Raw genomic sequence first — 22231 nt, forward strand, 5'->3', positions numbered from 1 at the left:
TACCGGAGCACGGACAAGACTACCGTCGCTGAAGCGTACAATCTGGATCCTTCGCAAATACATGCGGCACCTCCCGACTTGACGATCAACGTGGCGCTGAGCCTGGAGCGCGCCAACGACCCGACCGAGCTGCTCAGCCAGGACTGGGGAACGCGCCAGAAGCTGCTCGCCGAGATGGAGGCGGACGGCTCGCTCTGGACGACCTTCGGCGCGGATCCGGCGGCCTATGACGCGCTGGTCGCCAGGCTGCACGACAGCGGCATCACCACGCTGGACACCGGGGATGGCTATGTCTCCTCCCCGGAGTCGCGCACGGTCTGGGTCACGCTGGATGCGGAGGGCTTCCAGAACCTGTTCGGCACCGAGCTGCTGGTGGTCGGCGATCCGGAAGAACCGGAGTTCGCGTTCTGGAATGGTGAGCTGTCATTGCCCGACGGCTGGGACGTCGACCTCGCCGGCATCTGGCTCGACTTCGAGGCCGGCCCGGACCCGGTGCTCCTGACGGACCATCAGACAGGCTTGGTGGAAGGGGCGCAAAGCATCGGCAACGAGCTGGCTCACAAGGGGGAGACCCCGCAGTTCACGCCGGTCGAGATCGCGCGAATGTATAATTTCCCGGTCACAGAGGGGCCGACCAGCACGATTGCGCTGATCGAGACCGGCATCGGCGATGCGATTCCGGAGGATGCGCAAACCGACTTCCAGACGAGACTGGACGACTACCGGCAGACCATCGGGGTCGGCGGTTCCGGCAAGTACTATGTGGATAATCCGGACGGCCAGATCTACGAGGAGGAGGGTGCCGGCGAGCGTTCGCTCGATGTCGGGGTGGTGGCGGGCGCTGCACCCGACAGCACCATCGGCCTGTACAATGGCAGCGGCCCTGACGGGACGGTCTTCACCTCGTACCAGAGCGCCATCTGGGACCTGGAGCAGAATCCCGAAGTCCTGTCCTCCTCGTTCAGCGACATCCAGCTGCCGTCACCCGACTCCCCGTTCCTGAACGCTTATCAGGAACTGTTCGTCGACGCGGCCCTGCGCAACGAATCCGTGTTCATCGCGATCGGCGATGGCGGCTCGGGCGACCATACCGAGAACGGCCTCAACAATGTCGGAGCGATCAGTTCCAGCCCCTATGTCGTGACGGTCGGCGGCACCTCGATCACCACGCCGGCCTCTGCCGGCGGCGACGACACGCTCGACGACATCGTGGAGGCCGTGGGCCAGCATGATCTCGATACGCTCGCCCAGCTCATCGCGGGTGGCCTGAAGTCTCTGCCGGAGAATGCGCAGGAGCCGTCCATCCTGGTCGAGACGGTCTGGAACCAGTATTTCCTCGATGGCTACGAGCTCACGCCGACGATCTTCGACAATGCCGCCACCTCGGGTGGCGTCGACATCACCCAGGACACGCCCTGGTACCAGACCGCGTTCGGGCTGACGCCCACTTCCACGGACCCGGAAGGCGGGACCGGTCGCGGCGTGCCGGATGTGTCGGGCCTGGCCGGCGGCAACATGTACTACACGGTGCCCAACGAGGACATGCAGGGCACCACCTGGTCCGGCGGCACCAGCGCATCGACCCCGCTCTGGGCGGCGCTGACCGCGCGGATCAATGCCGTGTTCGCCGAGCAGGGGCTGCCCAACCTGGGCTTCATGAACGACCTGCTCTACACCGCAGCGGCGGTGGCGCCTGGCTCGTTCAACGACATCCAGCTCGGCAACAACACGACCAGCTTCGGGGTGAACAGCGAGGGCCAGCTCATCCTCACCGGGTTCGGCTATGAAGCCGGCCCTGGCTACGACCTGACCACCGGGCTGGGCTCGCCCAACGGCGTCCTCCTGACGGAGGCGCTCACCACGATCGCCCACAGCCAGCTCCACTCGGAGGCGCCGGGCGTCCTGGACGATGCTGGTGGCAGTGCGACCGAGCAGAGCCTGCTGCTCCAGCCGATCCTCGCCGCTGACGGCGGAATCGACTTGGTCGCGTCGGGCGGCACGGTATCCTGGAACGCCAGTGCCGGCTCCCCTCACGCCTGGACCAGCCAGTTCGCGCAGCAGGTCCTGCAGGCGGATTTCGACGGCGACCTAGTGCGCCTGTTCGACGAGCATGGGCAGTCGCGCCCCTACGAGCTGGCGCTCGACCAGGGGGACGATCTAGCGATCACCATCGGCGGCGAGGCCACCGGGACGCCGCAGGCCGATCTCACCAACGATTACGGCTTCGTCGACTATGTGACGGGTGAGCTGGACAGCGCGTTGCAGGTGGCGCGTGCCGTGGCCGTGGCGAACACGGCCGGAGGAGCGGACGATCAGGAGGCGATCGTGCGGCTGCGCCAGAACGGCAAGAAGGAGGTCGCGGTCCTGTTCTACGAGGTTGACGACTTCACCGGCCGGATCGGCGACCTGGCGCCCGGCGACGAGGGCTATGACGCCGCCACGCTGGGGCGCGCCTATGCGAACGAGGAGGGCGAGGCGTGGATCGAGGGGCCGGGCTTTGGCGAGTTCCTGCAGACCAGCATCATCGACGTCGATGCCGGCGACCTGATCGCCATGCGGCTCTCGGCTGGTGACGACGAGTTCTTCGCCTTTGCCGATGCCAACGAGCAGGTGGGCGGCGCGCCGGCCACGCACTTGTGGAACTACGGCCTGAATACCTGGGGCTGGGAGGACATGAAGGGCGGCGACTTCGACTACAACGACATCGTCGTCCAGATCGACTTCACCAGCGCTACCGGCAGCGCCCTGGTGGCGTGACGCGAAGCGGTCTGCCGGCGCCCGGCCAGCCATCCGGCTGGCCGGGACGGGCCGGTGGCGCGGCTCAGGGTTCCACGGCCTGCATCATGGCGCGGGCGGCTTCCAGCCGGTCTCGGAGCTGCGGCAGGGTCTCGGCCGCGAGCCTGGTCAGCACCTCGTCCTGCGATCGCTCCGCCGCCTGATAGCCCAGGATCTCCTGCTCCAGGGCCTGGACCTGGATCTCGGCGTAGCGCCGGCTGAGCGCCAGGAAGTCCAGGGGCTCGAGATTCTCCAGGACGACCCGGTGCCCGAACTGCTTGCCTTCCGGCAGGGTGACGTTCTCCGCCCGGGCGACCTCCTGCAGGCGCGCGATCTGCTCCAGGCGGAATGCCGCCATGGCTTGCGCGAACTCCTTGACCTCCGGCCGCGTGTCCTTGGACGCGGCGAGGGTGGAGGCCTGCTCCTGCAGCACCGCCGAGCTGTGGGCGAACACCAGGAACTCGCCGCGATCGATCGGCTCCGCTGCGGGTGCGGCGGCCTCCTGGGCCAGCGCAGGGGCGGGCGGAAGCTGCGGCGCCAGCAGGGCCAGCGTGGCGCCCAGCAGCAGGAGCGGGGTCGGACGGGTCGTCATCACTGCCATCCCGGTACGCCGGACATGTCCGGCAGCCTGTGCGCGATGCCCTTGTGGCAGTCGATGCAGGTGCGCTCGCCGGTGAACAGGAAGCGCTCGTGCGCCTGCGCCGCGCGCGGGTTCTGCTTGGCGAGGTCCATGGACACCGCCGAATGGCAGTTGCGGCATTCCAGCGAATCGTTCGCCTCCATCCGCGCCCATTCCCGCTCCGCCAGATGGCGGCGCAGGCCCAGGAACTTCTCGCGCGTGCTGATCGAGCCGAAGATGTGGCCCCAGACTTCCTTGGACGCCTGCATCTTGCGCGCGATCTTGTTGGTCCATTCGTGCGGCACGTGGCAGTCGGGGCAGCCCGCGCGCACGCCGGAGCGGTTCACGAAGTGGATGGTGCCCTGGAGCTCCTGATAAACGTTGCTCTCCATCTCGTGGCAGCTGATGCAGAACTCGGTCGTGTTGGTCGCCTCCAGGGCGGTGTTGAAGCTGCCCCAGAAGATGACCCCGGCGGCGAACCCGCCGAGCGTCAGGAAGGCCAGGCTCAGGGTGGATGCGGGCTTGAGCGCCGTGCGCACGACGGGCAGCCCGCGAAACCAGCGCCACAGGCGCACGATCGTGTTCGCCATTACCGGCCGCCCCGGTCGCCGGGCTGGCGCTCCGGCTCGGTCAACTCGTCCATGTCGGCGAACATGTTCTCGACCAGAGGACGCGCCGTGGTCTGCGGAACATGGCAGGACAGGCAGGGATAACGCCTGGGTGCCAGGCCGCCCAGCGTGTTGCCGTCACGGTCCTGATAGTGCGTGACCGAGATCATCGGCGCCTGGCTCTGCTCGGTGAAGCGCCTGGCATGGCAGGACATGCACTTGTTGGCGTTCAGGTCGAGCGCGTAGCCCTCGATGGAATGCGGGATCACCGGCGGCTGGTCCGGGTAGTTGCGCATGACGCGCACGTCGTCGGTGATCTGCCGCTGCATCGGCGGCGCTTCCTGCTCCGCCGTGAAGGGTTCCGGGCCGACCAGCCTGGGCGCGTCCTGGGCCAGGAGGCTGCCGCCCGTCGAGCCGGCCAGCAGGACGGCGGCGAGCAGGAGCCAGGAGTGCCTCATGTCCGGTCTCCCTCGCCGCTGGAGGCGAGCGAGGCCGCGACGACCTTCACCGCGCATTTCTTGAAGTCGGTCTGCTTGGAGATCGGGTCGGTGGCGTCCAGCGTGACCTTGTTGATGAGCTGGCTGGCGTCGAAGAACGGCACGAAGATCACGCCGCGCGGCATCTTGTTGCGCCCGCGCGTCTCCAGCCGCGAGCGGATCTCGCCGCGGCGGGAGGCGACGATGACCTCCTGGCCGCGCCTGAGCCCGCGCTCCTGGGCGTCCTCGGGATGCATGAACAGGATGGCACCCGGGAAGGCCTTGTAGAGCTCAGGGACGCGCAGCGTCATCGAGCCGGAATGCCAGTGCTCCAGGACGCGCCCGGTCACCAGCCAGAGGTCGAATTCCTCGTCCGGCGATTCGGCGGGCGGCTCATAAGGTGCGCCCATGATGTTCGCACGCTTGTCGCCGTTGCCGTAGAACTGCCAGCCGCTGCCCTTCTCGACATAGGGGTCCAGGCCTTCCCGGTAGCGCCAGCGCGTTTCCTGCCCGTTCACCACCGGCCAGCGCATCCCGCGTACTTCGTGGTACATGTCGAACGGTGCCAGGTCGTGACCGTGGCCCCGGCCGAACTCGGCATATTCCTCGAACAGGCCCTTCTGCACATAGAAGCCGAAATGCTCGGCCTCGCGGTTGGCATAGGCCGGGTCGACCTGGTCCAGCGGGAAGCGGTTGGTGTGGCCGTTGGCGAACAGGACGTCGTAGAGGGTCTTGCCCTTGTATTCCGGCGCCTTCGCCAAAATCTCCGCCGGCCAGACCTCGTCGGTGGTGAAGCGCTTGGAGAACTCCATAAGCTGCCACAGATCGGAGCGGGCGTCGCCCGGCGCGTTCACCAGCTGGTGCCAGAAATGGGTGCGCCGCTCGGCATTGCCGAAGGCGCCCTCCTTCTCGACCCACATGGCGGCCGGCAGGACGATGTCGGCGGCCATCGCCGTCACGGTCGGATAGGCGTCGGAGCAGACGATCAGGTTCTCGGGGTTGCGGTAGCCGGGATAGGTCTCGTTGTTGGTGTTGGGCGCCGTCTGGAGGTTGTTGTTGCACATGATCCAGTAGGCGTTGAGCTTGCCGTCCTTGAGCATCCGGTCCTGCTGGACGGCGTGGTAGCCGACCTTCCCGGGCAGCAGGCCTTCCGGCAGCCTCCAGATCTCCTCGGCGTGCTTGCGGTGCTCCGGGTTGGCCACCTGCATGTCGGCAGGCAGGCGGTGGGAGAAGGTGCCGACCTCGCGGGCCGTGCCGCAGGCAGACGGCTGGCCGGTCAGGGAGAACGGGCTGTTGCCGGGCTCGGAGATCTTCCCGGTCAGAAGATGGAGGTTGTAGACCATGTGGTTCGCCCACACGCCGCGGACGTGCTGGTTGAAGCCCATGGTCCAGAGCGACATGACCTTGGTGTTCGGGTCGGCATAGAGCTCTGCCAGCGCTTCCAGCTGCACCTTCGGTACGCCCGAGATCTCGTGCGCCCGGTCCAGCGTGTACTCGCTCATCAACGCGGCATAGGCGTCGAAGTCGCTGGGATGGGAGACCTGGGCGTCCTCGCCATGCTGGGCGCGCTGCTCCAGCACGTGCTCCGGCCGCAGCCCGTAACCGATGTCGGTGTTGACCAGGCGGAAGTTGGTGTGCCGGTCGACGAACTCCCGGTTCACCGCACCCGTCTGGATGATGTGGTTCGCGATGTAGTTCATGATCGCGAGGTCGGTGCCGGGCTTGAAGATCACCGCGGCGTCCGAAAGGTCGGTGGTCCGGTGCTCGTAGGTGGAAAGCGTGTGGATGCGGACATGCTCGGCGCTCAGGCGCCGGTCGGTTACCCGGGTCCACAGGACCGGGTGCATCTCCGCCATGTTCGAGCCCCAGAGCACGAAGGCGTCGGCTGCCTCGAAATCGTCGTAGCAGCCCATCGGCTCGTCCATGCCGAAGGTGCGGATGAAGGTGACGGCGGCGGACGCCATGCAGTGCCGGGCGTTCGGGTCGAGATTGTTGGTGCGGAACCCGGCGCGCATCAGCTTGGACGCGGCATAGCCTTCCCAGATCGTCCACTGGCCAGACCCGAACATGCCGACCGCTTCGGGACCCTTCTCGCGCAGCACCTTCTTCCAGTGCGCCGCCATGGTGTCGAACGCCTCGTCCCAGGAGACCGGCTGCAGCTCGCCCTGCTTGTCGAACTTGCCGTCGCGCATCCGCATCATCGGCTGGGTGAGGCGGTCCGCGCCGTACATGATCTTGGAAAGGAAATAGCCCTTCACGCAGTTCAGGCCGCGATTGACCTCGGCCTTCATGTCGCCATGGGTGGCGACCACCCGCCCTTCCTTGACGGCCACCATCACCCCGCAGCCGGTGCCGCAGAAGCGGCAGGGCGCCTTGCTCCAGCGCAGGCCCAGTTCCTCGCCGACCAGCACGTTCTGCGCCGATGCGGGCAGAGCGACGTTCGCGACGGCGGCCGCGGCTGCGGCAGCCTGGGCCTTGAGCAGGTCGCGGCGCTGCAGGTCCATGGTTAGCCTCCCTTGGCTGGTTCGTAGTGGTGGAAGACGAGGGTCGCGGCGAGCACGCCGTCCAGGAGCTGGATGACGTTCAGCCGCTCGACGACCTGCGCTTCGGTGGTGGTTTCCAGGGTGACGACGAGCTTGCTGACCTCGATCCCGCCATGGACGGCCACGCCCTCCATGCCTTCCAGATGCCGGGCGATCGCTGCTGCCTGTTCCGGGCGGCTGTGCACCACCAGGCTGGAAATGTGGATCTCGTCAGCCATGCGGGGCTGCCAGGGTGATCGCTCCTGCCGGGCAGATGGCGACACAGTCGCCGCAGCCGGTGCAGGCTTCGGGATCCAGTGCCGGCAGGGCGCCGCCGCGGGCGAGACGGAAGCGGATGGCGCCGGTCGGGCAGGCGTCGCGGCAGGTCATGCAGGAAACGCCGCGGTGGGCGAGGCAGGCCTGGGTGATCACGGCACCCGGTTGGGGGGAGGGATCCGGCCGGGCGGCAGCCCTTCCGAGCAGGAAGCTGCGGCGGCCGGGATTGGGAACGCTGTCCATCGCCTGAGGCCGCCTCAGACGGGGCCGGGCGGACCGGTGAACAGGTAGTACATCCAGACGATGAAGCCCCAGCCGGCCACCACGCCCACGGCGATGAACGGCCAGATCAGGACGGCCAGGAGCAGGAACACCAGGGTTTCGCGCAGCCGACTTGCCGGTGCCTCTTCCGTGGCAAGGACCCGATCCGCCTCGGCAGCCATGATAAACTCCCCTGTTACTGAGAGTAACCCGAAGGAAATGTTCCGGTTCCCAGTCTAGAGTGGTTCCAGACGGAAGAAAGTGCCGCCTCGCCAGAGTTCAGCCGGAAACCGGCACAATGGTGATCGTGCCGCAGGAACAAGCCATGCGGGTCGCTTTAGCTGCTCGGGAGCCCAACCTGCTCAGAGATTGAGCTGGTAGCTCACCGGCACCCAGCGGAAGCTCTCGCCGCTCCGCTCGATGAAGCCCAGGGCCGGGAAGGGCATGTGGTAGCCGCTGACCAGCAGCCGGTCGGCCGCCGCCATGTCCAGGATCCGCCGCCGGGTCGCTGCCGCCGCCTCCTTGTCCATGTCGAAGCGGACATGCCAGTCCGGGCGCTGCACCGACATGACGTAGTGGTTCGCGGTATCGGCCCAGAGCAGCAGGCGCTGGCCGTCGCTCTCGATATGGTAGGCCATGTGGCCGGGGCTGTGGCCGAACGCGGCGACCGCGCGGATGCCGGGCACCACCTCGCCCTCGTCGGCGAGGAAGGTGGTTTTCTCCGCCAGCGGCATCATGTTGGCGCGGAACAGGGTCGCACCCTGCTCGGTGGCGCCCGAGAGCCGCTCGTCGGCCGCCCAGAAGTCGTACTCGACTTGGCCGGTGACGTAGCGTGCGTTCGGGAAGGTCGGCTGACCGTCCTGCATGAGCCCGCCGATATGGTCGCCATGCATGTGGGTCAGCACCACCACGTCCACCTGGTCCGGGCCATAGCCGACGGCCTGCAGATGATCGACCAGGAAGGCCGCGGTCGGCTGCCGGCCCGGCACGTTGCCGGTGTCGAACAGGACCACGGCCTCGCCGGTATCGACCAGCACCGGCGTGTAGCTGTTCTCCATCCGGCCGGGCGGCAGGAAGTTCGCCTGGGCCAGCTCCTGGACCGCCTCGACCGGCTGATCCTGTCCGAAGATCGGATGCGGCCCGTCGCCCTGCGTATAGCCGTCCAGCAGGGTGGTGACGCGGAAGCTGCCGAGCCCGAAGCTGTAATGGCTGGGCCGGGGCAGGGGTGCATCCTCGGCGGCGCGTGCGGCCGGCGGGCGGGATCCGGAGGCGAGCAGCCCGCCGCCGGCCGCTGCCGCCAGCAGGAAGGCATCTCGACGATGGAAGCTGGGAAGCCTGGCCAATGTGCTGTTCCTTCTTCTTGCCCTCACTCCCAACATAAAGCGCGCCGGCCTGCGGGCCAGCCCGGAGCCCGACGTTTTCCAGCGTGTCGAACGTTCAAACGAAGACGGTCGAGCGGCCCTGGCCGAAGCCCTCGGCGGCGAGTGCTGCGATCGCGCGCGCGATCTTGCCGCCGCCCTGGACGGACGGCTCGATCGGGTTGGCGAAATCGGCGGCCTCGTCACAGACCAGGCGCAGGTCGACCAGCGGCAGGCCGCGCCGGAAGGCATGGCGGGTGATGACGTCGTTGAGCGCGGCCAGAGCCGTGATCGCCAGGGTGCGGCGCGGCTCGGGATAGGCCGTGTCGTAGATGGTGCAGACCGCCACGTTCGGCCGGACCGGCAGGACCTGGTCCAGCATGGCGCCATAGGCCCGGTCGAAGCCCTGTCGGACCGCGGCCACCCGGAGCAGGGCCTCGGCCACCGAGCCCACCTGCTCCTCGAAGATCCCGCCATGGGCCAGGGCGTCGTTGCCGCCGACGCTGATCACGAGATGGCTGGCATCCGCCGGCAGCCTTCGGAGCTGGTGCTGGATGTCGGCGAGCCTGCCGCCATCCACCGCCGCCAAGCTCGCCCGCCAGCCCTGCGGCAAGTGCTGGCGGAGCTGCGTCACGACATCCGGACCGCCGGCGACATAGGCGCCGTTGTCGAACACGGAATCGCCCAGGAGCACCAGATGGCTCATCGATTGCTCTCCTGCCTTGGCCGACATGCCGGCCATTCCGGCCGCCGTTGCACTCGTGAGCAGGCCACGCCGGGTCGGATGGGACCGCCGCCGTGGGTCTGCTGCCTGCTCAGACATCGTGCACGGTCAGGCCGGGCGGCAGCGGTCCGTCGCCCAGTGCTGCCAACTGGTCGAGTGCCCGGCGCATATGCTCCGCACCGCGCTGCCAGCGGTCGGCGAGCGTCGCTTCCGAATAGTCGAAGATCTTGACCGGCCCGGCTTCGTCCAGGTCGGCGCGCTGGCCCAGGCAGAGCAGCACGGCCGGGGCGAACTGCCCCTCCGCCAGCAAGGGTGCCACCTCCGGATCGTCCCGGACCTCTGGCGGCAAACGGTCCCCGAGCTCACGGAGCTTCGCCCGCAGCGCATATTCGCGCTGCTGCCCTTCCAGGAGGGTGCGGGTCTGATTGCCGAACACCAGGTCGATGCTGCGCGACAGGGCAGCGCCGATCGTCGACGGACGGCTGCCCCGGCGCGCGAACAGCTCGACCACGAAGCAGGCGAGCTCGGTGTCGCGCGGCTCGTGCAGCACGAAGTCCAGGGGCAGGTTCACGGACAGCCCGCCATCGACGAGCAGCCGTCCCTCGACCTCGACCGGCGGAAAGAAGGGAGACAGGGACGATGAGGCCAGCACGTGCTCGATGCCGATGCGGTTGCCAGTGCCTGTGTCGAACAGGACGCGCTCGCCGCTGAGCAGGTCGGTGGCGCCGATGCTGACCCGGATCTCACCGCTGTTCAGCCGGTCGAAGTCGACCAGTTGCAGGAGCCACTCCTTCAAGGGCGTCAGGTCGTAGAGGCCGGGGTCGCCCACGCTCGGCATGAACCGGGGATGGAACATGCCGGGCCGGCCGAACAGATGGGCCTGCAGGGCGCTCGCCATGTTGTAGGCCTGCCGGGGCAGGCCCGCCGGCGGGCGGCCATTCCAGTAGGGCGCCAGCGGGAAGGGGTTGAGTGCTGCGAGCTGCCAGAAGCGCTGGAGCTGCTCGATCCGTCGCTCGGGCGGGCTCCCGGCGATCACGGCCGCCACCGCGGCGCCGATGGAGCAGCCGGCCAGCCAGCGCAGCGGCAGCCCCGCCTCATGGAGGGCGGCATAGGCGCCGCCATGAAAGGCGCCGAGTGCTACGCCGCCTGACAAGGCCAGGGCCACGGGACGATCAGGACGGGCAGCGTTCATGTCGACGACGGAACCTCCGGGGTGCGGATCTCGGAGGTAGTAAGCCTCAGCCGTGCCTGCCGTTCCGCCGGCGGTGCGGGGCCCTGGTCCGGCGCGGCTTGCGCGCCGTGATCACCACCCAGCGGTCCAGGCGCAACTGGCGCAGGCTGCGCAGCCCTGCCCGGCGATAGGCCGCCTCGACACGCGGCGCCTGCTCGTCGATCAGGCCGGACAGGATGGCGAAGCCGCCCGGCGCCAGACTCCTGGCGAGCTGATCGGCCATGGCGACCAGCGGGTTGGCCAGGATGTTGGCGAAGATCAGGTCGTAGCCACGCGGATGGGATACGCCGGGCGTGCGGAAGCCGTCGCCGGCCACGCAGCGCACGCGGTCGGCCACGCCGTTCTCGGCGACATTGCCGGATGCGACCTCGACCGCGGTCAGGTCGACGTCCACCGCCAGGATCGAGGCGCGTGTGGTCTTGGCGGCGGCGATCGCGAGGATGCCGGAGCCGGTGCCCATGTCCAGGATCCGCCCCCAGTTGCGCCGCGGCAGGAGGTGGTCGAAGGCGAGCAGGCAGCCCCTGGTGGTGGCGTGCTCGCCGGAGCCGAAGGCCAAGCCCGCCTCGACCCGGATCGGCAGGCGGCCGTCCGGCACCTGGTCGGCATGGGCGGCGCCATGGACGAAGAACCGCCCGGCCTCGACCGGCGGGAACTCGCGGCGCATCGCCTCCGTCCAGGCGGCCTCGGTCACCTCCTCGATCCCGAACTCGGGCAGGTCGGGCACGAGGTCGCCGATCAGCTCCAGCAGGCGGCTGTGCTGCGCCTCGGGCTCGGGCCGCTCCGCCTCGACGATCTCCATGCGCCAGCGCTCGACCTGGAAACCGCCATCGCCCTCGTGCTCGAACATGCCAATGGAGAGGCCCAGATCGTCCAGCCGCTCGAACACCGCCTGGGCCAGCCCGTCGGGCAGCACGAAGCTCGTGCGCCAGAGCGAGCCGGTGGTGGCGTGGAACAGCTCGTCGCTCAAACCTTCTTCTCCAGGAAGCTCGCGATGACCTTCTTCACCCCGGACTTGTCGAAGGCGATGGTGAGCTTGTCGCCCTCGATCGCCTCGACCGTGCCCGGGCCGAACTTGTCGTGGAACACCCGGTCGCCCCGGACGAAGGCCACGGTCGGGGCCGGGCGCGGGCGGACCAGCTCCGCCTTGCCCTCGATCAGCTTGCCGGCCCGCTCGAAGCCCGGACCGCGGCCCATCATCTTGCCGGTCGGGAACAGGGAGGTCACGCCGAAGGTCGGATCGACGTCGGACCTGCCCGCATTGCTGCGCAGGAGGTGGTGGATGTGCTCAGGGGGCAGCTCCTCGACGAAGCGGGACGGCAGGGCCGCGCCCCACTGGCCGAAGATCCGCCGGTTCGCCGCATAGGTGATGGTGCAGCGCTTCTTCGCGCGGGTGATGCCGACATAGGCCAGGCGCCGCTCCTCCTCGAGCGCCTTGGTGCCGCCCTCGTCGAGTGCCCGCTGGTTGGGGAACAGGCCCTCCTCCCAGCCGGTCAGGAACACATAGTCGTATTCCAGCCCCTTGGCGGCATGCAGGGTCATCAGCGTGACCATGTCGCCATCGGCGTCGGCGGCATTGTCCATCACCAGGCCGACATGCTCCAGGAAGGCCGGCAGGCTCTCGAACTCCTCGATCGCCTTGACCAGCTCCTTCAGGTTCTCCAGCCGGCCCTGCGCCTCGGGCGACTTGTCGGCTTGCCACATGCCGACATAGCCGGATTCGTCCAGGATCGCCTCGACCAGGTCGCGGGGTGCGCGACGCGGCAGCTCGTCCCGCCAGCGGGCGAATGCGGCGAGCAGGTCGGCCAACTGCCTGCGGCCGCGGGTCGGCAGCTCGTCGGTGCCGACCAGCTCCTCCGCAGCCACGAGCATGCTCTTGCCCGCCGCGCGCGCCGCCTTGCGCAGGGCCACCACCGTGGTCTCGCCGATGCCGCGCTTGGGCGTGTTGACGATCCGCTCGAACGCCAGGTCGTCGTCCGGCTGCACCACCACGCGCAGATAGGCCACGGCATCGCGGATCTCGGCGCGCTCGTAGAAGCGCAGGCCGCCGATCACCCGGTAGGGCAGGCCCAATTGGATGAAGCGTTCCTCGAACGCGCGGGTCTGGTGGCCGGCGCGGACCAGCACCGCCGTGTCGCACAGGCGCTTCTTCGCCCGCTGCAAAGCCTCCAGCTCGTCGCCGACGAAGATCGCCTCCTCCTGCTCGTCCCAGAGCGAGGCGACCCGGACCTTCTCGCCGTCCACGTCCTCGGTCCACAGCGTCTTGCCGTGGCGCGCGCGGTTGCGGGCGATCAGGCCGGCGGCCGCCCCCAGGATGTGGCCGGTGGAGCGGTAATTGCGCTCCAGCCGGATCACGCCGGCCCCGGGGAAGTCCTCCTCGAAGCGCAGGATGTTGCCGACCTCGGCGCCCCGCCAGCTATAGATCGACTGGTCGTCGTCGCCCACGCAGGTGATGTTGCGATGGCCCTGGGCCAGCAGGCGCAGGAGCAGGTACTGGGCGACGTTGGTGTCCTGGTACTCGTCGACCAGGATCGCCCGGAAGCGGCGCTGGTACTGAGCCAGCACGTCCGGCGCTTTTCTGAACAGCTCCAGGCAGTGCAGCAGCAGGTCGCCGAAATCGCAGGCGTTCAGGGTGGCAAGCCGCTCCTGGTAGAGCGAGTAGATGCGGAGCGTCTTGCCGGCGGCGAAGTCGCCGACCTCGGAGGGCGGCACCTGGTCCGGGGTCCAGCCGCGGTCTTTCCAGCGCTGGACGATCCCCAGCACGGCCCGGGCCGGCCAGCGCTTGTCGTCGATCTCCAGCGCCTGGAGGACCTGCTTGATCAGCCGGATCTGGTCGTCCGTGTCCAGGATGGTGAAGCTGGGCTTGAGGCCGACGATCTCCGCGTGCCGGCGCAGAAAGCGGGTGCCCATGGCGTGGAAGGTGCCGAGCCACATGCCCTGCACGCTCTGGCCGATCAGCGCCTCCACCCGGTGCACCATCTCGCGTGCGGCCTTGTTGGTGAAGGTCACCGCCAGCACCTCGAACGGCCGGGCGCGGCCGGTCATCAGGAGATGGGCCAGGCGCGTGGTCAGCACGCGGGTCTTGCCGGTGCCGGCACCGGCCAGGATCAGGAGCGGCCCGTCCTCGGCGGTGACCGCGGCGTACTGCTCCGGGTTCAGCCCGGCCAGATAGGGGGCAGGCGAGCGTTCGGGCATCGTGACGGGTTGCGCGGCGAGCGGCATGGGCAAGGAAGATCCGACCAGCGGTTGTCCGGCCGGGCATCTGTGCCGACCGGTAGAGGAGATAGGCTCTACAGCCCGGCCGGGGCAACCCTGACGGCGCGGCGGGTCCAAATCGCAAAGGTGGGTGCGCCAGGATGGCGTGCCGGCGGGTTGGCGACCGGAAGGCTTGCGGATAGGAGCGGAGTCGATCCGGAAATGCGTGGCCCGGACCCAGCGCCACGCCAGCCTTCAGGTGCTCATGATCGAGATCGACGGCTTCGTCTCCGTGACGATCGCCATCCTCCTGCTGCTCACCGGCAAGCTCGCCACGCAGCGCTACGAGGTCCTGCGCCGCTACAGCATCCCGGAGCCGGTGGTCGGCGGCTTCCTGTGCGCCGTCGCCGTGGCGCTGGCCTATTACCTGCTCGGGCTGCGGATCGGCTTCGAGCTGGCGGCGCGCGACTTCCTGCTCCTGTATTTCTTCGCCGGCATCGGCCTGAAGTCGGACGTGCGCACCCTGCGCCAGGGCGGCCGGGCGCTGGTGGTTCTGCTGGCCCTGTCCATCCTGTTCATGGTCGGCCAGAACCTCCTGGGCATGGGGGCGGCCGGCCTGTTCGGCCTCGACCCCAAGGCCGGGCTGATGGTGGGCTCGGTCTCGCTCACCGGCGGGGTCGGCACCACGGTGGCCTGGGCGCCGGTGCTGGCCGAGGAGCACGGGATCGGCAACGCCATGGAGCTGGGGATCGCGGCCAACACGGTGGGCCTGATCACCGCCTGCGTGATCGGTGGGCCGATCGCCACCTGGCTGATGCACCGCCACCGGATCGAGCCGTCCGGCTTCGCGAAGCTCGACGTGGGCACGCCGCATGAGCAGGTGCGGGAGGGCTTCGACTATTTCAGCGTGCTGCAGGGCCTCTATCTGCTCAACATCGCGCTGCTGATCGGCTGGGGCCTGGACGGGCTGCTGACGGGGGCGGGGCTCAACCTGCCCACCTTCGTGAGCTGCCTGGTCGCGGGCCTGCTCATCCGCAACCTCCGCCCGCTCCTGCCTTGGCGCTGGACCAGGCGGACCTGGCCGGGCGAGGCGCAGGGCTTGGCCCTGATCTCCGACGTGTCGCTCGGCCTGTTCCTGACCATGGCGCTGATGGGCCTGCAGCTCTGGGAGCTGCAGGCCGTGTTCGGCTTCGTCGCAGTCGTGCTGGTGCTCCAGGTGGGGCTGGCGGTCCTCTACACCCTGTTCGTGGTGTTCCCGGCGATGGGCCGCGACTACGAGGCCGCGGTGATCGGCGCCGGGTTCGGCGGGATCTCGCTGGGCTCGACCGCCACCGCGATCGCCAACATGACGGCGGTCACCCAGCAGCATGGTGCGGCGCATCGCGCCTTCATCATCGTGCCGCTGGTCTGCGGCTTCTTCATCGACATCGCCAACTCGCTGCTGATCGCCCTGCTCCTGTGGCTGTGAGCAGGCTCTGTCGGGGCGAGCACCTTCAGCCGTCCCGGCGGCCCGCCGGCTCCGGCCGCTTGATGACGCTGATCTCGCCATCCGCCTCAAGGCAGGCGGATTCGACCATCGAGAGCTCGGAGGCATCATGCCGGCGCAGTTCGGTCATGAGCTCCTCCTCGGTGATCAGCTCGTGCTGCAGGTTCTTGCGCAGGAGCCGGCCGTCGCGGACCAGCGGGGTCTGGCGATGGCGCATGAGGCGCCGGACGAAGGCGAAGCGATATTCCAGCGTGTCGAGCACATAGCCCCAGGCGACGATGATCCCGATCATCAGGAGGATGTCGGCGGTCGAGGTCGACCCGCCGGCGATGGCGTCGGCACCCAGCCCGCCGATGACGATCAGGGACAGGATGTCGTTCGGCGAAATGCTGCCGACGCGCCGCTTCGGCACGACCCGGGCGAGAAACACCAGCGCCAGATAGACGAGGCTCGCCCGGACCGCGATCTCCCACAAGGGCATGGTAAGCACGAAAGCGTCGTCCATCATCTCACCTGTCGAGCTGCATCCCGCACCGGCCGATCGTCGGTGCAGCCGGATCTTCTACCAGACACGGGTGGGGTGCCGTCCGTTCCCTGGGCAATGGCAGCAAGCACAGCCCAGCCGAAGTGATTCCGGTCCCGCCGAACTTGCTCTAGGCTGCGCGGCAGGGTCGGTCGCCGGGGGTGGACGGATGCGCTTGGGAACCATGCTGCTGCTGGCGGCGGCCGTCGGGCTCGGGGGATGCACGGCCATGCCGAAGATGGCGGAGCTGCAGGGGAGTGCCCAGTACCGGGAGCGGATGGCGCTGCCCGACGACGCCATCCTCGACGTCTATCTGCAGGACGTTTCCCAGCAGGATGCCACCACCGTGGTCGGCGCCCAGGAGATCACGCCGGTCGGCCCGCCGCCGGTCGACTTCGCCATTCCCTATGACCCGAAGCGGATCGACCCGGACCGCCGCTATGCAGTGCGCGCCACGATCAGCGTCGCCGACCAGCCCCTATTCGCCACGCCCGAGAGCTTCCCGGTCCTGACCCAGGGGAGCCCCGACCGCGCCGACCTGCTGCTGCAGCGGGCCGATGGCGGCGCTGCGGCGACCGGGCTGGCAGGCCGAAGCTGGTGGCTCGGCGCGCTGAACGGCCAGGAAGTGACCGGTACGGCGAACGTGCCGCATCTGGTGTTCGACGACAGCGAGGGCCGCTTCCACGGCTCGGGCGGCTGCAACCGGATCGGCGGCAGCTACGCACTGGCCGGAGATGCGGGCGAGCTGGACATCGGCCAGATCGTCAGCACCAAGATGGCCTGCCCGGACGAGGGCAGGCCGACCGAGCAGGAGTTCCTGGACGCGCTCGCCAGGGCCAACGGCTACCGGATCGAGGGCAGGGAGCTGCACCTCACCGGCGACGGGGTCGAGCTGACCTTCATCGAGCGGACGCCCTGATCCCGGGGCGGGTGCCAGCTCAGCCGGTACAGGTCAGCTACCGCCCGGACGAGCGCTCAGAGTGGAGAAATCCCGGCGCAGGTCCGGGTCGTCGCGGAATGCGCCCAGCAACCGCGTGGTGACGAACCGGGTGCCCGGCTTGTGCGCGCCCCTGGTGGTCAGGCAGTGATGGGTCGCCTCGATCAGCACCGCGACGCCCCTGGGTTGCAGCAGGTCCTGCAGGCTCTGGGCGATCTGGTCGGTCAGCCGCTCCTGGATCTGCAGGCGCTTGGCGAAGCAGTCGACCAGCCGGGCGATGCCGCCGATCCCGGCGACCCGCCGGTCCGGCAGGTAGGCGATATGTGCCAGACCCACGAAGGGGGCCAGGTGATGCTCGCAATGGCTCTCGAAGCGGATGTCGCGCAGGAGCACCATGCCGTCGGCCGGGCCGGCCCCTTCCAGGATCTGGCCGAGGGCCGCCTCGGGCGTGGTGCGGTAGCCCTGGCCATGCTCCAGCCAAGCTTCCGCGACCAGGGCGGGCGTGGCGCCGAGACCTGGTCGCGCCGGATCCTCGCCGATCCAGCGCAGCAGGGTGGCAACCGCCTGCTCGGCCTGGCGGCGGCTGGGGCGCCGTCCGTTCATGCGACTGACTGGAGGAGCTGGTCGATCTCGTCGGGGCGGGTCGCCCAGGAGGTCACCAGCCGGCTGCTGCCCTTTTCGTACCCCGGGAAGAACTGGGCGTGCTGCGCCAGCTTCGCCTGGAGCGCCGGGGGCAGGGTGGCGAAGATCAAATTTGCCTCCACCGGAAAGGCCAGCTCGGCGCCCTTCTGGACCAGACCCTGGGCCAGGCGCTCCGCCATGGCGTTGGCATGGGCGGCGCGCTCCAGCCACTTGTCCCCTGCCAGGGCGCCGATCGCCTGGGCGGCCAGGTAGCGGCCCTTGCTCATGACCTGGCCGCTTCGCTTGCGCAGGAAGGGCGCCGCCTTGGTGCGGGCCTTGCCGAACAGGAGGATCAGCTCGGCCGCCATCCCGCCATTCTTGGTCATGCCCAGCACCAGGGCGTCGACCCCGGCCCGCCAGGACAGCTCGGCCGGGCTGGCGCCGGTGCGGACCAGGGCGTTGGCGAAGCGCGCACCGTCCAGCATCAGGTGCAGCCCGTGGCGGCCGGCCACCGCCGCGAACGCCTTGGTCTCCTCGACCGACCAGACCAGGCCACGCTCGGATGCCTGGGCCAGGAGCAGCACCTTGGGCTGGGCGGAATGCATCGAGCCGAAATGATAGGGCTCCAGGAGCTTTGCCACCTCATCGGGCGTCAGGCGGCCGAGAGGATCGCCCACGGTCAGCCAGCTTGCCCCGCCGGTGAACATCAAGGGCGCGTTGCACTCGTCCTGCACGACATGGGCCAGCGGGTGGCAGACGATCGCACCCCAGGACGGGCAGAGCAGCGACAGGGCCAGGGAGTTGGCGCCCGTGCCGGTGATCGCCATCACCAGGTCGAAATCGTCGGTCTCGAACACCCGCGCCAGCTCGGCCTTCAGCCGACCCGACCAGGAATCCGCGCCATAGGCGGCATCGGTGCCGGCATTGGCCTCGGCCAGTGCTGCCATGACCTCGGGTGCCACCGGGGCGGTGTTGTCGCTGCGCAGGTCCAGCAAGTCGTTCATCCCGTCAGGAGGGCGTCGTCGTCGAGCTCGCCGCCCTGGCGGCGGCGGAACAGGGCCAGGAGGTCCGGCACGTCCAGGCCGGCGCGGGCCTCGCCCGCCACGTCGAAGGCGACCTTGCCCTCGTGGAGCATGAGCGTCCGGCTGCCATGGTCCAGGGCCTGGCGCATCGAGTGGGTGACCATCAGCGCGGTGAGCCCGTGCCGGTCGATGATCTTCTGGGTGAGGTCCAGGACGAGGTCGGCGGTACGCGGGTCGAGGGCGGCGGTGTGCTCGTCCAGGAGCAGGATCTTCATCGGCGCCAGTGCTGCCATGAGCAGGCTCACCGCCTGGCGCTGCCCGCCGGACAGGAGGCCCACCGGGTCGGACAGGCGGTTTTCCAGGCCCAGGCCCAGCTCGGCCAGCGAATCGCGGAACCGGCTCTGCCGGGCCGGGTCGAGGGCGGGCTTCAGCCGGCGGACGGAGCCGCGCGCGATGCCCAGCGCCATGTTCTCCTCGATGGTCAGCGCCTCGCAGGTGCCGGCCTTGGGGTCCTGGAAGACGCGCGCGACCAGCTCGGCCCGGCGGTGGGCGGGCAGGCGGGTGACGTCGCGGCCGTCGATGACGATGCGGCCCTCGTCCGGGGCGACGTCACCGGCGAGCACGCTCAGCAGCGTGCTCTTGCCGGCCCCGTTGCTGCCGATCACGGTGACGAACTGCCCCTCCTCGATCGACAGCGAGATGCCGCGTAGCGCCCGGGTCTCGAGCGGCGTGCCGGCGCCGAAGGTGAGCTTGATGCCTTCCACCTGGATCATCGGGCGGCCTTCCGCATCCGGGCCCGCAGCTTCGGCGCCAGCAGGGCGAAGCCCACCAGCACGGCGGTGACGAGGTTCAGGTCGGAGGCCTCGATGCCTAGCATGTTCACGTCCAGCGCGAACGCGATCACCAAGCGGTAGAGCAGGGAGCCCAGCAGGCAGGCGATCAGGGCGCCGAGGATGCCTTTGAGCCGGAACAGCGTCTCGCCCACGATCACCGCCGCCAGGCCCACGACGATCGTGCCGAGGCCCATGGTGACGTCGGCAAAGCCGTTGGCCTGGGCGAACAGGGCGCCAGCCAGCGCCACGATCCCGTTGGACAGCGCCATCCCGCTCAGGGTCTGGCGCTCGGTGTCGATGCCCTGGGCCCTGGCCATGCGCGGGTTGGCGCCGGTGGCGCGCAGGGCGAGACCCTGGTCGGAGTTCAGGTAGCGGGCCAGCAGGAAGGTGACCAGCGCCACCGCCACCAGCTCGACCAGGATGCGCGCCTGGTCGAAGGGCAGGAAGGACAGGCCCTCGAACGGCGAGAACAGGGTGGTCTGCCCCAGCAGCGCCGCGTTCGGCCGGCCCATGATCCGGATGTTGATGCTGAACAGGGCGATCATCACCAGGATCGAGGCCAGAAGGTGCAGGATGCCGAAGCGCACCGCCAGGATGGCAGTGATCCAGCCGGCGACCGCACCTGCCAGGATCGCCAGCAGCGTGGCGGTGATCGGGTCCAGCCCGCCCAGGATCGCGGCCGCGCACACGCTGGCCCCCAGCGGGAACGAGCCGTCGACCGTGAGGTCGGGAAAGTTCAGGACCCGGAAGGACAGGTACACGGCCAGCCCGACCAGCCCGTAGATCAGGCCGAGCTCGATGGCGCCGAGAAAGGAGAACAGCGACAAGTGCGGACCTTCCGGGTCAGGCGCCCACGATCTTGGTCGCGCGGGACAAGAGTGCGTCGGACAGGGTGATGCCGAAGGCCTCGGCAGCGGTCGGGTTCAGGTAGAGATCGGTGCCGGACGCGGTCCCGACCGCGATCTCGCCGGGCTTCTCGCCCTTGAGCACCCGCGCCACGATCGAAGCGGTCTGCACGCCCACCTGGAAATAGTCGAAGCCGATCGAGCCGACACAGCCGCGCGCCACGCTGTCCGTGTCGCCGCAATAGACCGGCACCTTGGCCTGGCGCGCCACCACGACCAGGCTTTCCAGCGCGGAGACCACGGTGTTGTCGGTGGGCACGTAGATCGCGTCCGCCTGGCCCGTCAGGCTGCGCGCGGCGGCGACCACGTCCGCGGACTTGGACGCGGTGGCCTCCACCAGCTCGATGCCGCGCTGCTCTGCCAGCTCTCGCATCAGGTTCAGGAGCACGACGGCGTTGGCCTCGCCCGGGTTGTAGGGGAAGCCCAGCCGCTTCACGTCAGGCGTGACCTCCAGGATCAGGTCGAGATGCTGGCCGAGCGGCGAAAGGTCGGACAGGCCGGTGACGTTGCCGCCGGGCTTCTCCATGCTCGCCACCAGGCCGGCATCGACCGGATCGGTCACCGCGGTGAACACGATCGGGATGTTCCTGGTCGCCGCCGCCGCCGCCTGGGCGGAGGGCGTGCTGATCGGCACGATCACGGCCGGGTCCATGCCGACGAAGCTGCGCGCGATCTGCGCCGCGGTGGCGGGCTGGCCCTGCGCGCTCTCATAGGTGGTCTCGGCCGCAATCCCCTGCTGCTTCAGCCCCTCGATGACGCCGTCGCGGCAGGCATCCAATGCCGGGTGCTCCACGATCGCGGTGATCGCCACCAGCGGCGTGTCGGCACGGGCCAGGGAGGGGGCCGCTGCCGTGACGAGCAGCACGGCGGAGAAGCTGCGGCGATCGAGACGCATCGGTTCGGACCATTCCTGCGTGGAGGCGTTGTGGTCCTTTATCCCTCGCGACCGAGGCGGGACAAGCTTCCGATCGACCGGCTATACTGGCCGGACCGCATGGGAGACCCGCTGCAGCATGGCCGCCCGCCTCTACGAGACCGACTATTATCTCTGGGCCCGCCGTCAAGCCGAGGCGTTGCGCCAGCTCGAACGGGAGCGGTGGAACGGCCCGCTCGACCTGAAGGAACTGGCCGAGGAGGTCGACGACCTGGCCAAGCGGGATCGCAATGCGTGCCGGAGCCAGGTCCGGCGGATCATCGTCTACCTGCTCAAGCTCGATCATTCTCCGGCGAGGGACCTGCGGGCCGGCTGGATGGAATCGATCTACGAGGCGCGCGATGCCCTGCGCGGTGATCTCACCCCGACCATCGAGCGCGGTCTGCGCGACGATTTCGACGCCCTTTATCGAAGCGCGCGCGAACAGGTCCTGATCACCCTGGCCGAATATGGCGAAGGAGACAGCGCCACCGCCTTGCCAGAAGACCCTGCATATACGCTGGACGACGTGCTCCGCGACGGCTTCTATGGGTTCAAGAAAGAGCAGGCTCGGTCTTCTTCCGCTTCTGCTGGCTCGTAACCCATTCGCGCAGCGCCGCGTTGATGCGGGTCTGATAGCCTTTGCCTTCCTTCTCGAAATAATCGATCAAGTCGGCATCCAGGCGCAGGGTGATCTGCCGCTTCACCGGCCGGACGAACTTGCCGCGCACGGCGTCCGACCAGTCCAGCGCCTCCGGGATGTCGCTGGTGTCGATGTCATCATCGGACATCTTCTCCAGCGCTTTGATCTCGGCCTGTAGTTCCGGGCTCAACGGCCTAAGATGTGCGGTCCCGCAGTGTGGTGGTACAGTGGATCGCCATGCGGCAAGGGAGGCGCTATGGGCCAGGTTCTTCACGGCAGCGCCCGTACGACGGAGGCGGTCCGTCG

At 68.8% G+C, this 22231-nt stretch carries 23 protein-coding genes; 4 read left to right on the forward strand and 19 right to left on the reverse strand.

Annotated features, from left to right (window positions below; translation table 11 throughout):
• The first annotated feature begins 78 nt into the window (after positions 1 to 78).
• Complete coding sequence (locus HLA95_RS07575) at positions 79 to 2757, forward strand: S53 family peptidase (RefSeq protein WP_191061098.1); 2679 nt, start codon at positions 79 to 81, stop codon at positions 2755 to 2757.
• A 64-nt stretch (positions 2758 to 2821) separates the two neighbouring features.
• On the opposite strand, the gene HLA95_RS07580 is transcribed toward HLA95_RS07575, so the two are convergent.
• The 12 genes from HLA95_RS07580 to HLA95_RS07635 all read right to left on the reverse strand — a co-directional run bounded on the left by HLA95_RS07580 (position 2822) and on the right by HLA95_RS07635 (position 14042).
• Complete coding sequence (locus tag HLA95_RS07580) at positions 2822 to 3367, reverse strand: DUF4142 domain-containing protein (protein ID WP_222182905.1); 546 nt, start codon at positions 3365 to 3367, stop codon at positions 2822 to 2824.
• Positions 3367 to 3984 carry a NapC/NirT family cytochrome c gene (locus HLA95_RS07585; RefSeq protein WP_191057763.1) on the reverse strand — a complete coding sequence of 206 codons (618 nt, stop codon included), beginning with the start codon at positions 3982 to 3984 and terminating at the stop codon, positions 3367 to 3369. The genes HLA95_RS07580 and HLA95_RS07585 overlap by 1 nt, the downstream gene beginning before the upstream one ends.
• Positions 3984 to 4460 carry a nitrate reductase cytochrome c-type subunit gene (locus tag HLA95_RS07590; RefSeq protein ID WP_222182907.1) on the reverse strand — a complete coding sequence of 159 codons (477 nt, stop codon included), beginning with the start codon at positions 4458 to 4460 and terminating at the stop codon, positions 3984 to 3986. Before HLA95_RS07590 ends, HLA95_RS07585 begins: the two co-directional genes overlap by 1 nt.
• Positions 4457 to 6982: a periplasmic nitrate reductase subunit alpha gene (gene napA, locus HLA95_RS07595; protein WP_191057765.1), complete on the reverse strand. Its 2526-nt coding sequence runs from the start codon at positions 6980 to 6982 to the stop codon at positions 4457 to 4459. The genes HLA95_RS07590 and napA overlap by 4 nt, the downstream gene beginning before the upstream one ends.
• Positions 6983 to 6984: 2 nt before the next feature.
• Positions 6985 to 7239, reverse strand: a complete 255-nt coding sequence (locus tag HLA95_RS07600) for a chaperone NapD (RefSeq protein WP_191057766.1) — start codon at positions 7237 to 7239, stop codon at positions 6985 to 6987.
• Complete coding sequence (locus HLA95_RS07605; protein WP_191057767.1) at positions 7232 to 7519, reverse strand: 4Fe-4S binding protein; 288 nt, start codon at positions 7517 to 7519, stop codon at positions 7232 to 7234. Before HLA95_RS07605 ends, HLA95_RS07600 begins: the two co-directional genes overlap by 8 nt.
• Positions 7520 to 7533: 14 nt before the next feature.
• The gene (locus HLA95_RS07610) at positions 7534 to 7719 is read right to left on the reverse strand and encodes a periplasmic nitrate reductase, NapE protein (RefSeq protein WP_191057768.1); all 186 of its coding nucleotides are present in this window, start codon (positions 7717 to 7719) and stop codon (positions 7534 to 7536) included.
• A 180-nt stretch (positions 7720 to 7899) separates the two neighbouring features.
• On the reverse strand, positions 7900 to 8880 hold the full coding sequence (locus tag HLA95_RS07615; RefSeq protein WP_222182909.1) for an MBL fold metallo-hydrolase: 981 nt from the start codon (positions 8878 to 8880) through the stop codon (positions 7900 to 7902).
• A gap of 94 nt (positions 8881 to 8974) precedes the next feature.
• Entirely contained in the window at positions 8975 to 9601 is a 627-nt protein-coding gene (locus HLA95_RS07620; protein ID WP_191057770.1) for an SGNH/GDSL hydrolase family protein, read from the reverse strand.
• A 109-nt stretch (positions 9602 to 9710) separates the two neighbouring features.
• Positions 9711 to 10811, reverse strand: a complete 1101-nt coding sequence (locus HLA95_RS07625; RefSeq protein ID WP_191057771.1) for a patatin-like phospholipase family protein — start codon at positions 10809 to 10811, stop codon at positions 9711 to 9713.
• 46 nt (positions 10812 to 10857) lie between these two features.
• Entirely contained in the window at positions 10858 to 11817 is a 960-nt protein-coding gene (locus tag HLA95_RS07630; protein ID WP_191057772.1) for a 50S ribosomal protein L11 methyltransferase, read from the reverse strand.
• Positions 11814 to 14042, reverse strand: a complete 2229-nt coding sequence (locus HLA95_RS07635; protein WP_223861349.1) for an ATP-dependent helicase — start codon at positions 14040 to 14042, stop codon at positions 11814 to 11816. The genes HLA95_RS07630 and HLA95_RS07635 overlap by 4 nt, the downstream gene beginning before the upstream one ends.
• A gap of 265 nt (positions 14043 to 14307) precedes the next feature.
• Here HLA95_RS07635 and gltS point away from each other — a divergent pair, with 265 nt between their 5' ends.
• Positions 14308 to 15510 carry a sodium/glutamate symporter gene (gene gltS, locus HLA95_RS07640; protein ID WP_191057781.1) on the forward strand — a complete coding sequence of 401 codons (1203 nt, stop codon included), beginning with the start codon at positions 14308 to 14310 and terminating at the stop codon, positions 15508 to 15510.
• Positions 15511 to 15535: 25 nt separating this feature from the next.
• Here the strand turns inward: gltS and HLA95_RS07645 are convergent, their stop codons facing one another.
• On the reverse strand, positions 15536 to 16036 hold the full coding sequence (locus HLA95_RS07645) for a DUF421 domain-containing protein (protein WP_222182911.1): 501 nt from the start codon (positions 16034 to 16036) through the stop codon (positions 15536 to 15538).
• A gap of 184 nt (positions 16037 to 16220) precedes the next feature.
• Here HLA95_RS07645 and HLA95_RS07650 point away from each other — a divergent pair, with 184 nt between their 5' ends.
• On the forward strand, positions 16221 to 16970 hold the full coding sequence (locus HLA95_RS07650; RefSeq protein WP_222182913.1) for a YbaY family lipoprotein: 750 nt from the start codon (positions 16221 to 16223) through the stop codon (positions 16968 to 16970).
• 33 nt (positions 16971 to 17003) lie between these two features.
• Here HLA95_RS07650 and folE read toward each other — a convergent pair whose 3' ends face one another.
• From folE to HLA95_RS07675, 5 genes are read right to left on the reverse strand one after another with little or no spacing between them, the layout of a single operon-like run.
• The gene (folE, locus tag HLA95_RS07655) at positions 17004 to 17591 is read right to left on the reverse strand and encodes a GTP cyclohydrolase I FolE (RefSeq protein WP_191057775.1); all 588 of its coding nucleotides are present in this window, start codon (positions 17589 to 17591) and stop codon (positions 17004 to 17006) included.
• Positions 17588 to 18604, reverse strand: a complete 1017-nt coding sequence (locus tag HLA95_RS07660; RefSeq protein WP_191057776.1) for a threonine aldolase family protein — start codon at positions 18602 to 18604, stop codon at positions 17588 to 17590. The genes folE and HLA95_RS07660 overlap by 4 nt, the downstream gene beginning before the upstream one ends.
• Before the next feature lie 5 nt (positions 18605 to 18609).
• Positions 18610 to 19404, reverse strand: a complete 795-nt coding sequence (locus tag HLA95_RS07665) for an ABC transporter ATP-binding protein (RefSeq protein ID WP_191057777.1) — start codon at positions 19402 to 19404, stop codon at positions 18610 to 18612.
• Positions 19401 to 20291, reverse strand: coding sequence for an ABC transporter permease (locus HLA95_RS07670; RefSeq protein ID WP_191057778.1), 891 nt, complete (start codon positions 20289 to 20291; stop codon positions 19401 to 19403). Before HLA95_RS07670 ends, HLA95_RS07665 begins: the two co-directional genes overlap by 4 nt.
• Before the next feature lie 16 nt (positions 20292 to 20307).
• On the reverse strand, positions 20308 to 21264 hold the full coding sequence (locus HLA95_RS07675; protein ID WP_191057779.1) for an ABC transporter substrate-binding protein: 957 nt from the start codon (positions 21262 to 21264) through the stop codon (positions 20308 to 20310).
• 118 nt (positions 21265 to 21382) lie between these two features.
• Between HLA95_RS07675 and HLA95_RS07680 the strand changes: the two genes are divergently transcribed.
• Entirely contained in the window at positions 21383 to 21883 is a 501-nt protein-coding gene (locus HLA95_RS07680) for a DUF29 domain-containing protein (RefSeq protein ID WP_191057780.1), read from the forward strand.
• Here the strand turns inward: HLA95_RS07680 and HLA95_RS29810 are convergent.
• Positions 21837 to 22231 (reverse strand): BrnA antitoxin family protein (locus HLA95_RS29810; protein ID WP_255591595.1); only part of this gene is annotated, 395 nt, incomplete at its 5' end. The genes HLA95_RS07680 and HLA95_RS29810 overlap by 47 nt on opposite strands.

This window comes from Geminicoccus harenae (assembly GCF_019800005.1).
Classification (GTDB): domain Bacteria; phylum Pseudomonadota; class Alphaproteobacteria; order Geminicoccales; family Geminicoccaceae; genus Geminicoccus; species Geminicoccus harenae.

Coding starts and splice junctions, on each gene's coding strand:
- HLA95_RS07645 (WP_222182911.1), bottom strand. CDS start 16,036: ATGATGGACGACGCTTTCGTGCTTACCATGCCCTTGTGGGAGATCGCG.
- HLA95_RS07680 (WP_191057780.1), top strand. CDS start 21,383: ATGGCCGCCCGCCTCTACGAGACCGACTATTATCTCTGGGCCCGCCGT.
- HLA95_RS07580 (WP_222182905.1), bottom strand. CDS start 3,367: ATGACGACCCGTCCGACCCCGCTCCTGCTGCTGGGCGCCACGCTGGCC.
- HLA95_RS07665 (WP_191057777.1), bottom strand. CDS start 19,404: ATGATCCAGGTGGAAGGCATCAAGCTCACCTTCGGCGCCGGCACGCCG.
- HLA95_RS07625 (WP_191057771.1), bottom strand. CDS start 10,811: ATGAACGCTGCCCGTCCTGATCGTCCCGTGGCCCTGGCCTTGTCAGGC.
- gltS (WP_191057781.1), top strand. CDS start 14,308: ATGATCGAGATCGACGGCTTCGTCTCCGTGACGATCGCCATCCTCCTG.
- folE (WP_191057775.1), bottom strand. CDS start 17,591: ATGAACGGACGGCGCCCCAGCCGCCGCCAGGCCGAGCAGGCGGTTGCC.
- HLA95_RS07605 (WP_191057767.1), bottom strand. CDS start 7,519: ATGGACAGCGTTCCCAATCCCGGCCGCCGCAGCTTCCTGCTCGGAAGG.
- HLA95_RS07635 (WP_223861349.1), bottom strand. CDS start 14,042: ATGCCCGAACGCTCGCCTGCCCCCTATCTGGCCGGGCTGAACCCGGAG.
- HLA95_RS07675 (WP_191057779.1), bottom strand. CDS start 21,264: ATGCGTCTCGATCGCCGCAGCTTCTCCGCCGTGCTGCTCGTCACGGCA.
- HLA95_RS07600 (WP_191057766.1), bottom strand. CDS start 7,239: ATGGCTGACGAGATCCACATTTCCAGCCTGGTGGTGCACAGCCGCCCG.
- HLA95_RS07620 (WP_191057770.1), bottom strand. CDS start 9,601: ATGAGCCATCTGGTGCTCCTGGGCGATTCCGTGTTCGACAACGGCGCC.
- napA (WP_191057765.1), bottom strand. CDS start 6,982: ATGGACCTGCAGCGCCGCGACCTGCTCAAGGCCCAGGCTGCCGCAGCC.
- HLA95_RS07585 (WP_191057763.1), bottom strand. CDS start 3,984: ATGGCGAACACGATCGTGCGCCTGTGGCGCTGGTTTCGCGGGCTGCCC.
- HLA95_RS07610 (WP_191057768.1), bottom strand. CDS start 7,719: ATGGCTGCCGAGGCGGATCGGGTCCTTGCCACGGAAGAGGCACCGGCA.
- HLA95_RS07590 (WP_222182907.1), bottom strand. CDS start 4,460: ATGAGGCACTCCTGGCTCCTGCTCGCCGCCGTCCTGCTGGCCGGCTCG.
- HLA95_RS07650 (WP_222182913.1), top strand. CDS start 16,221: ATGCGCTTGGGAACCATGCTGCTGCTGGCGGCGGCCGTCGGGCTCGGG.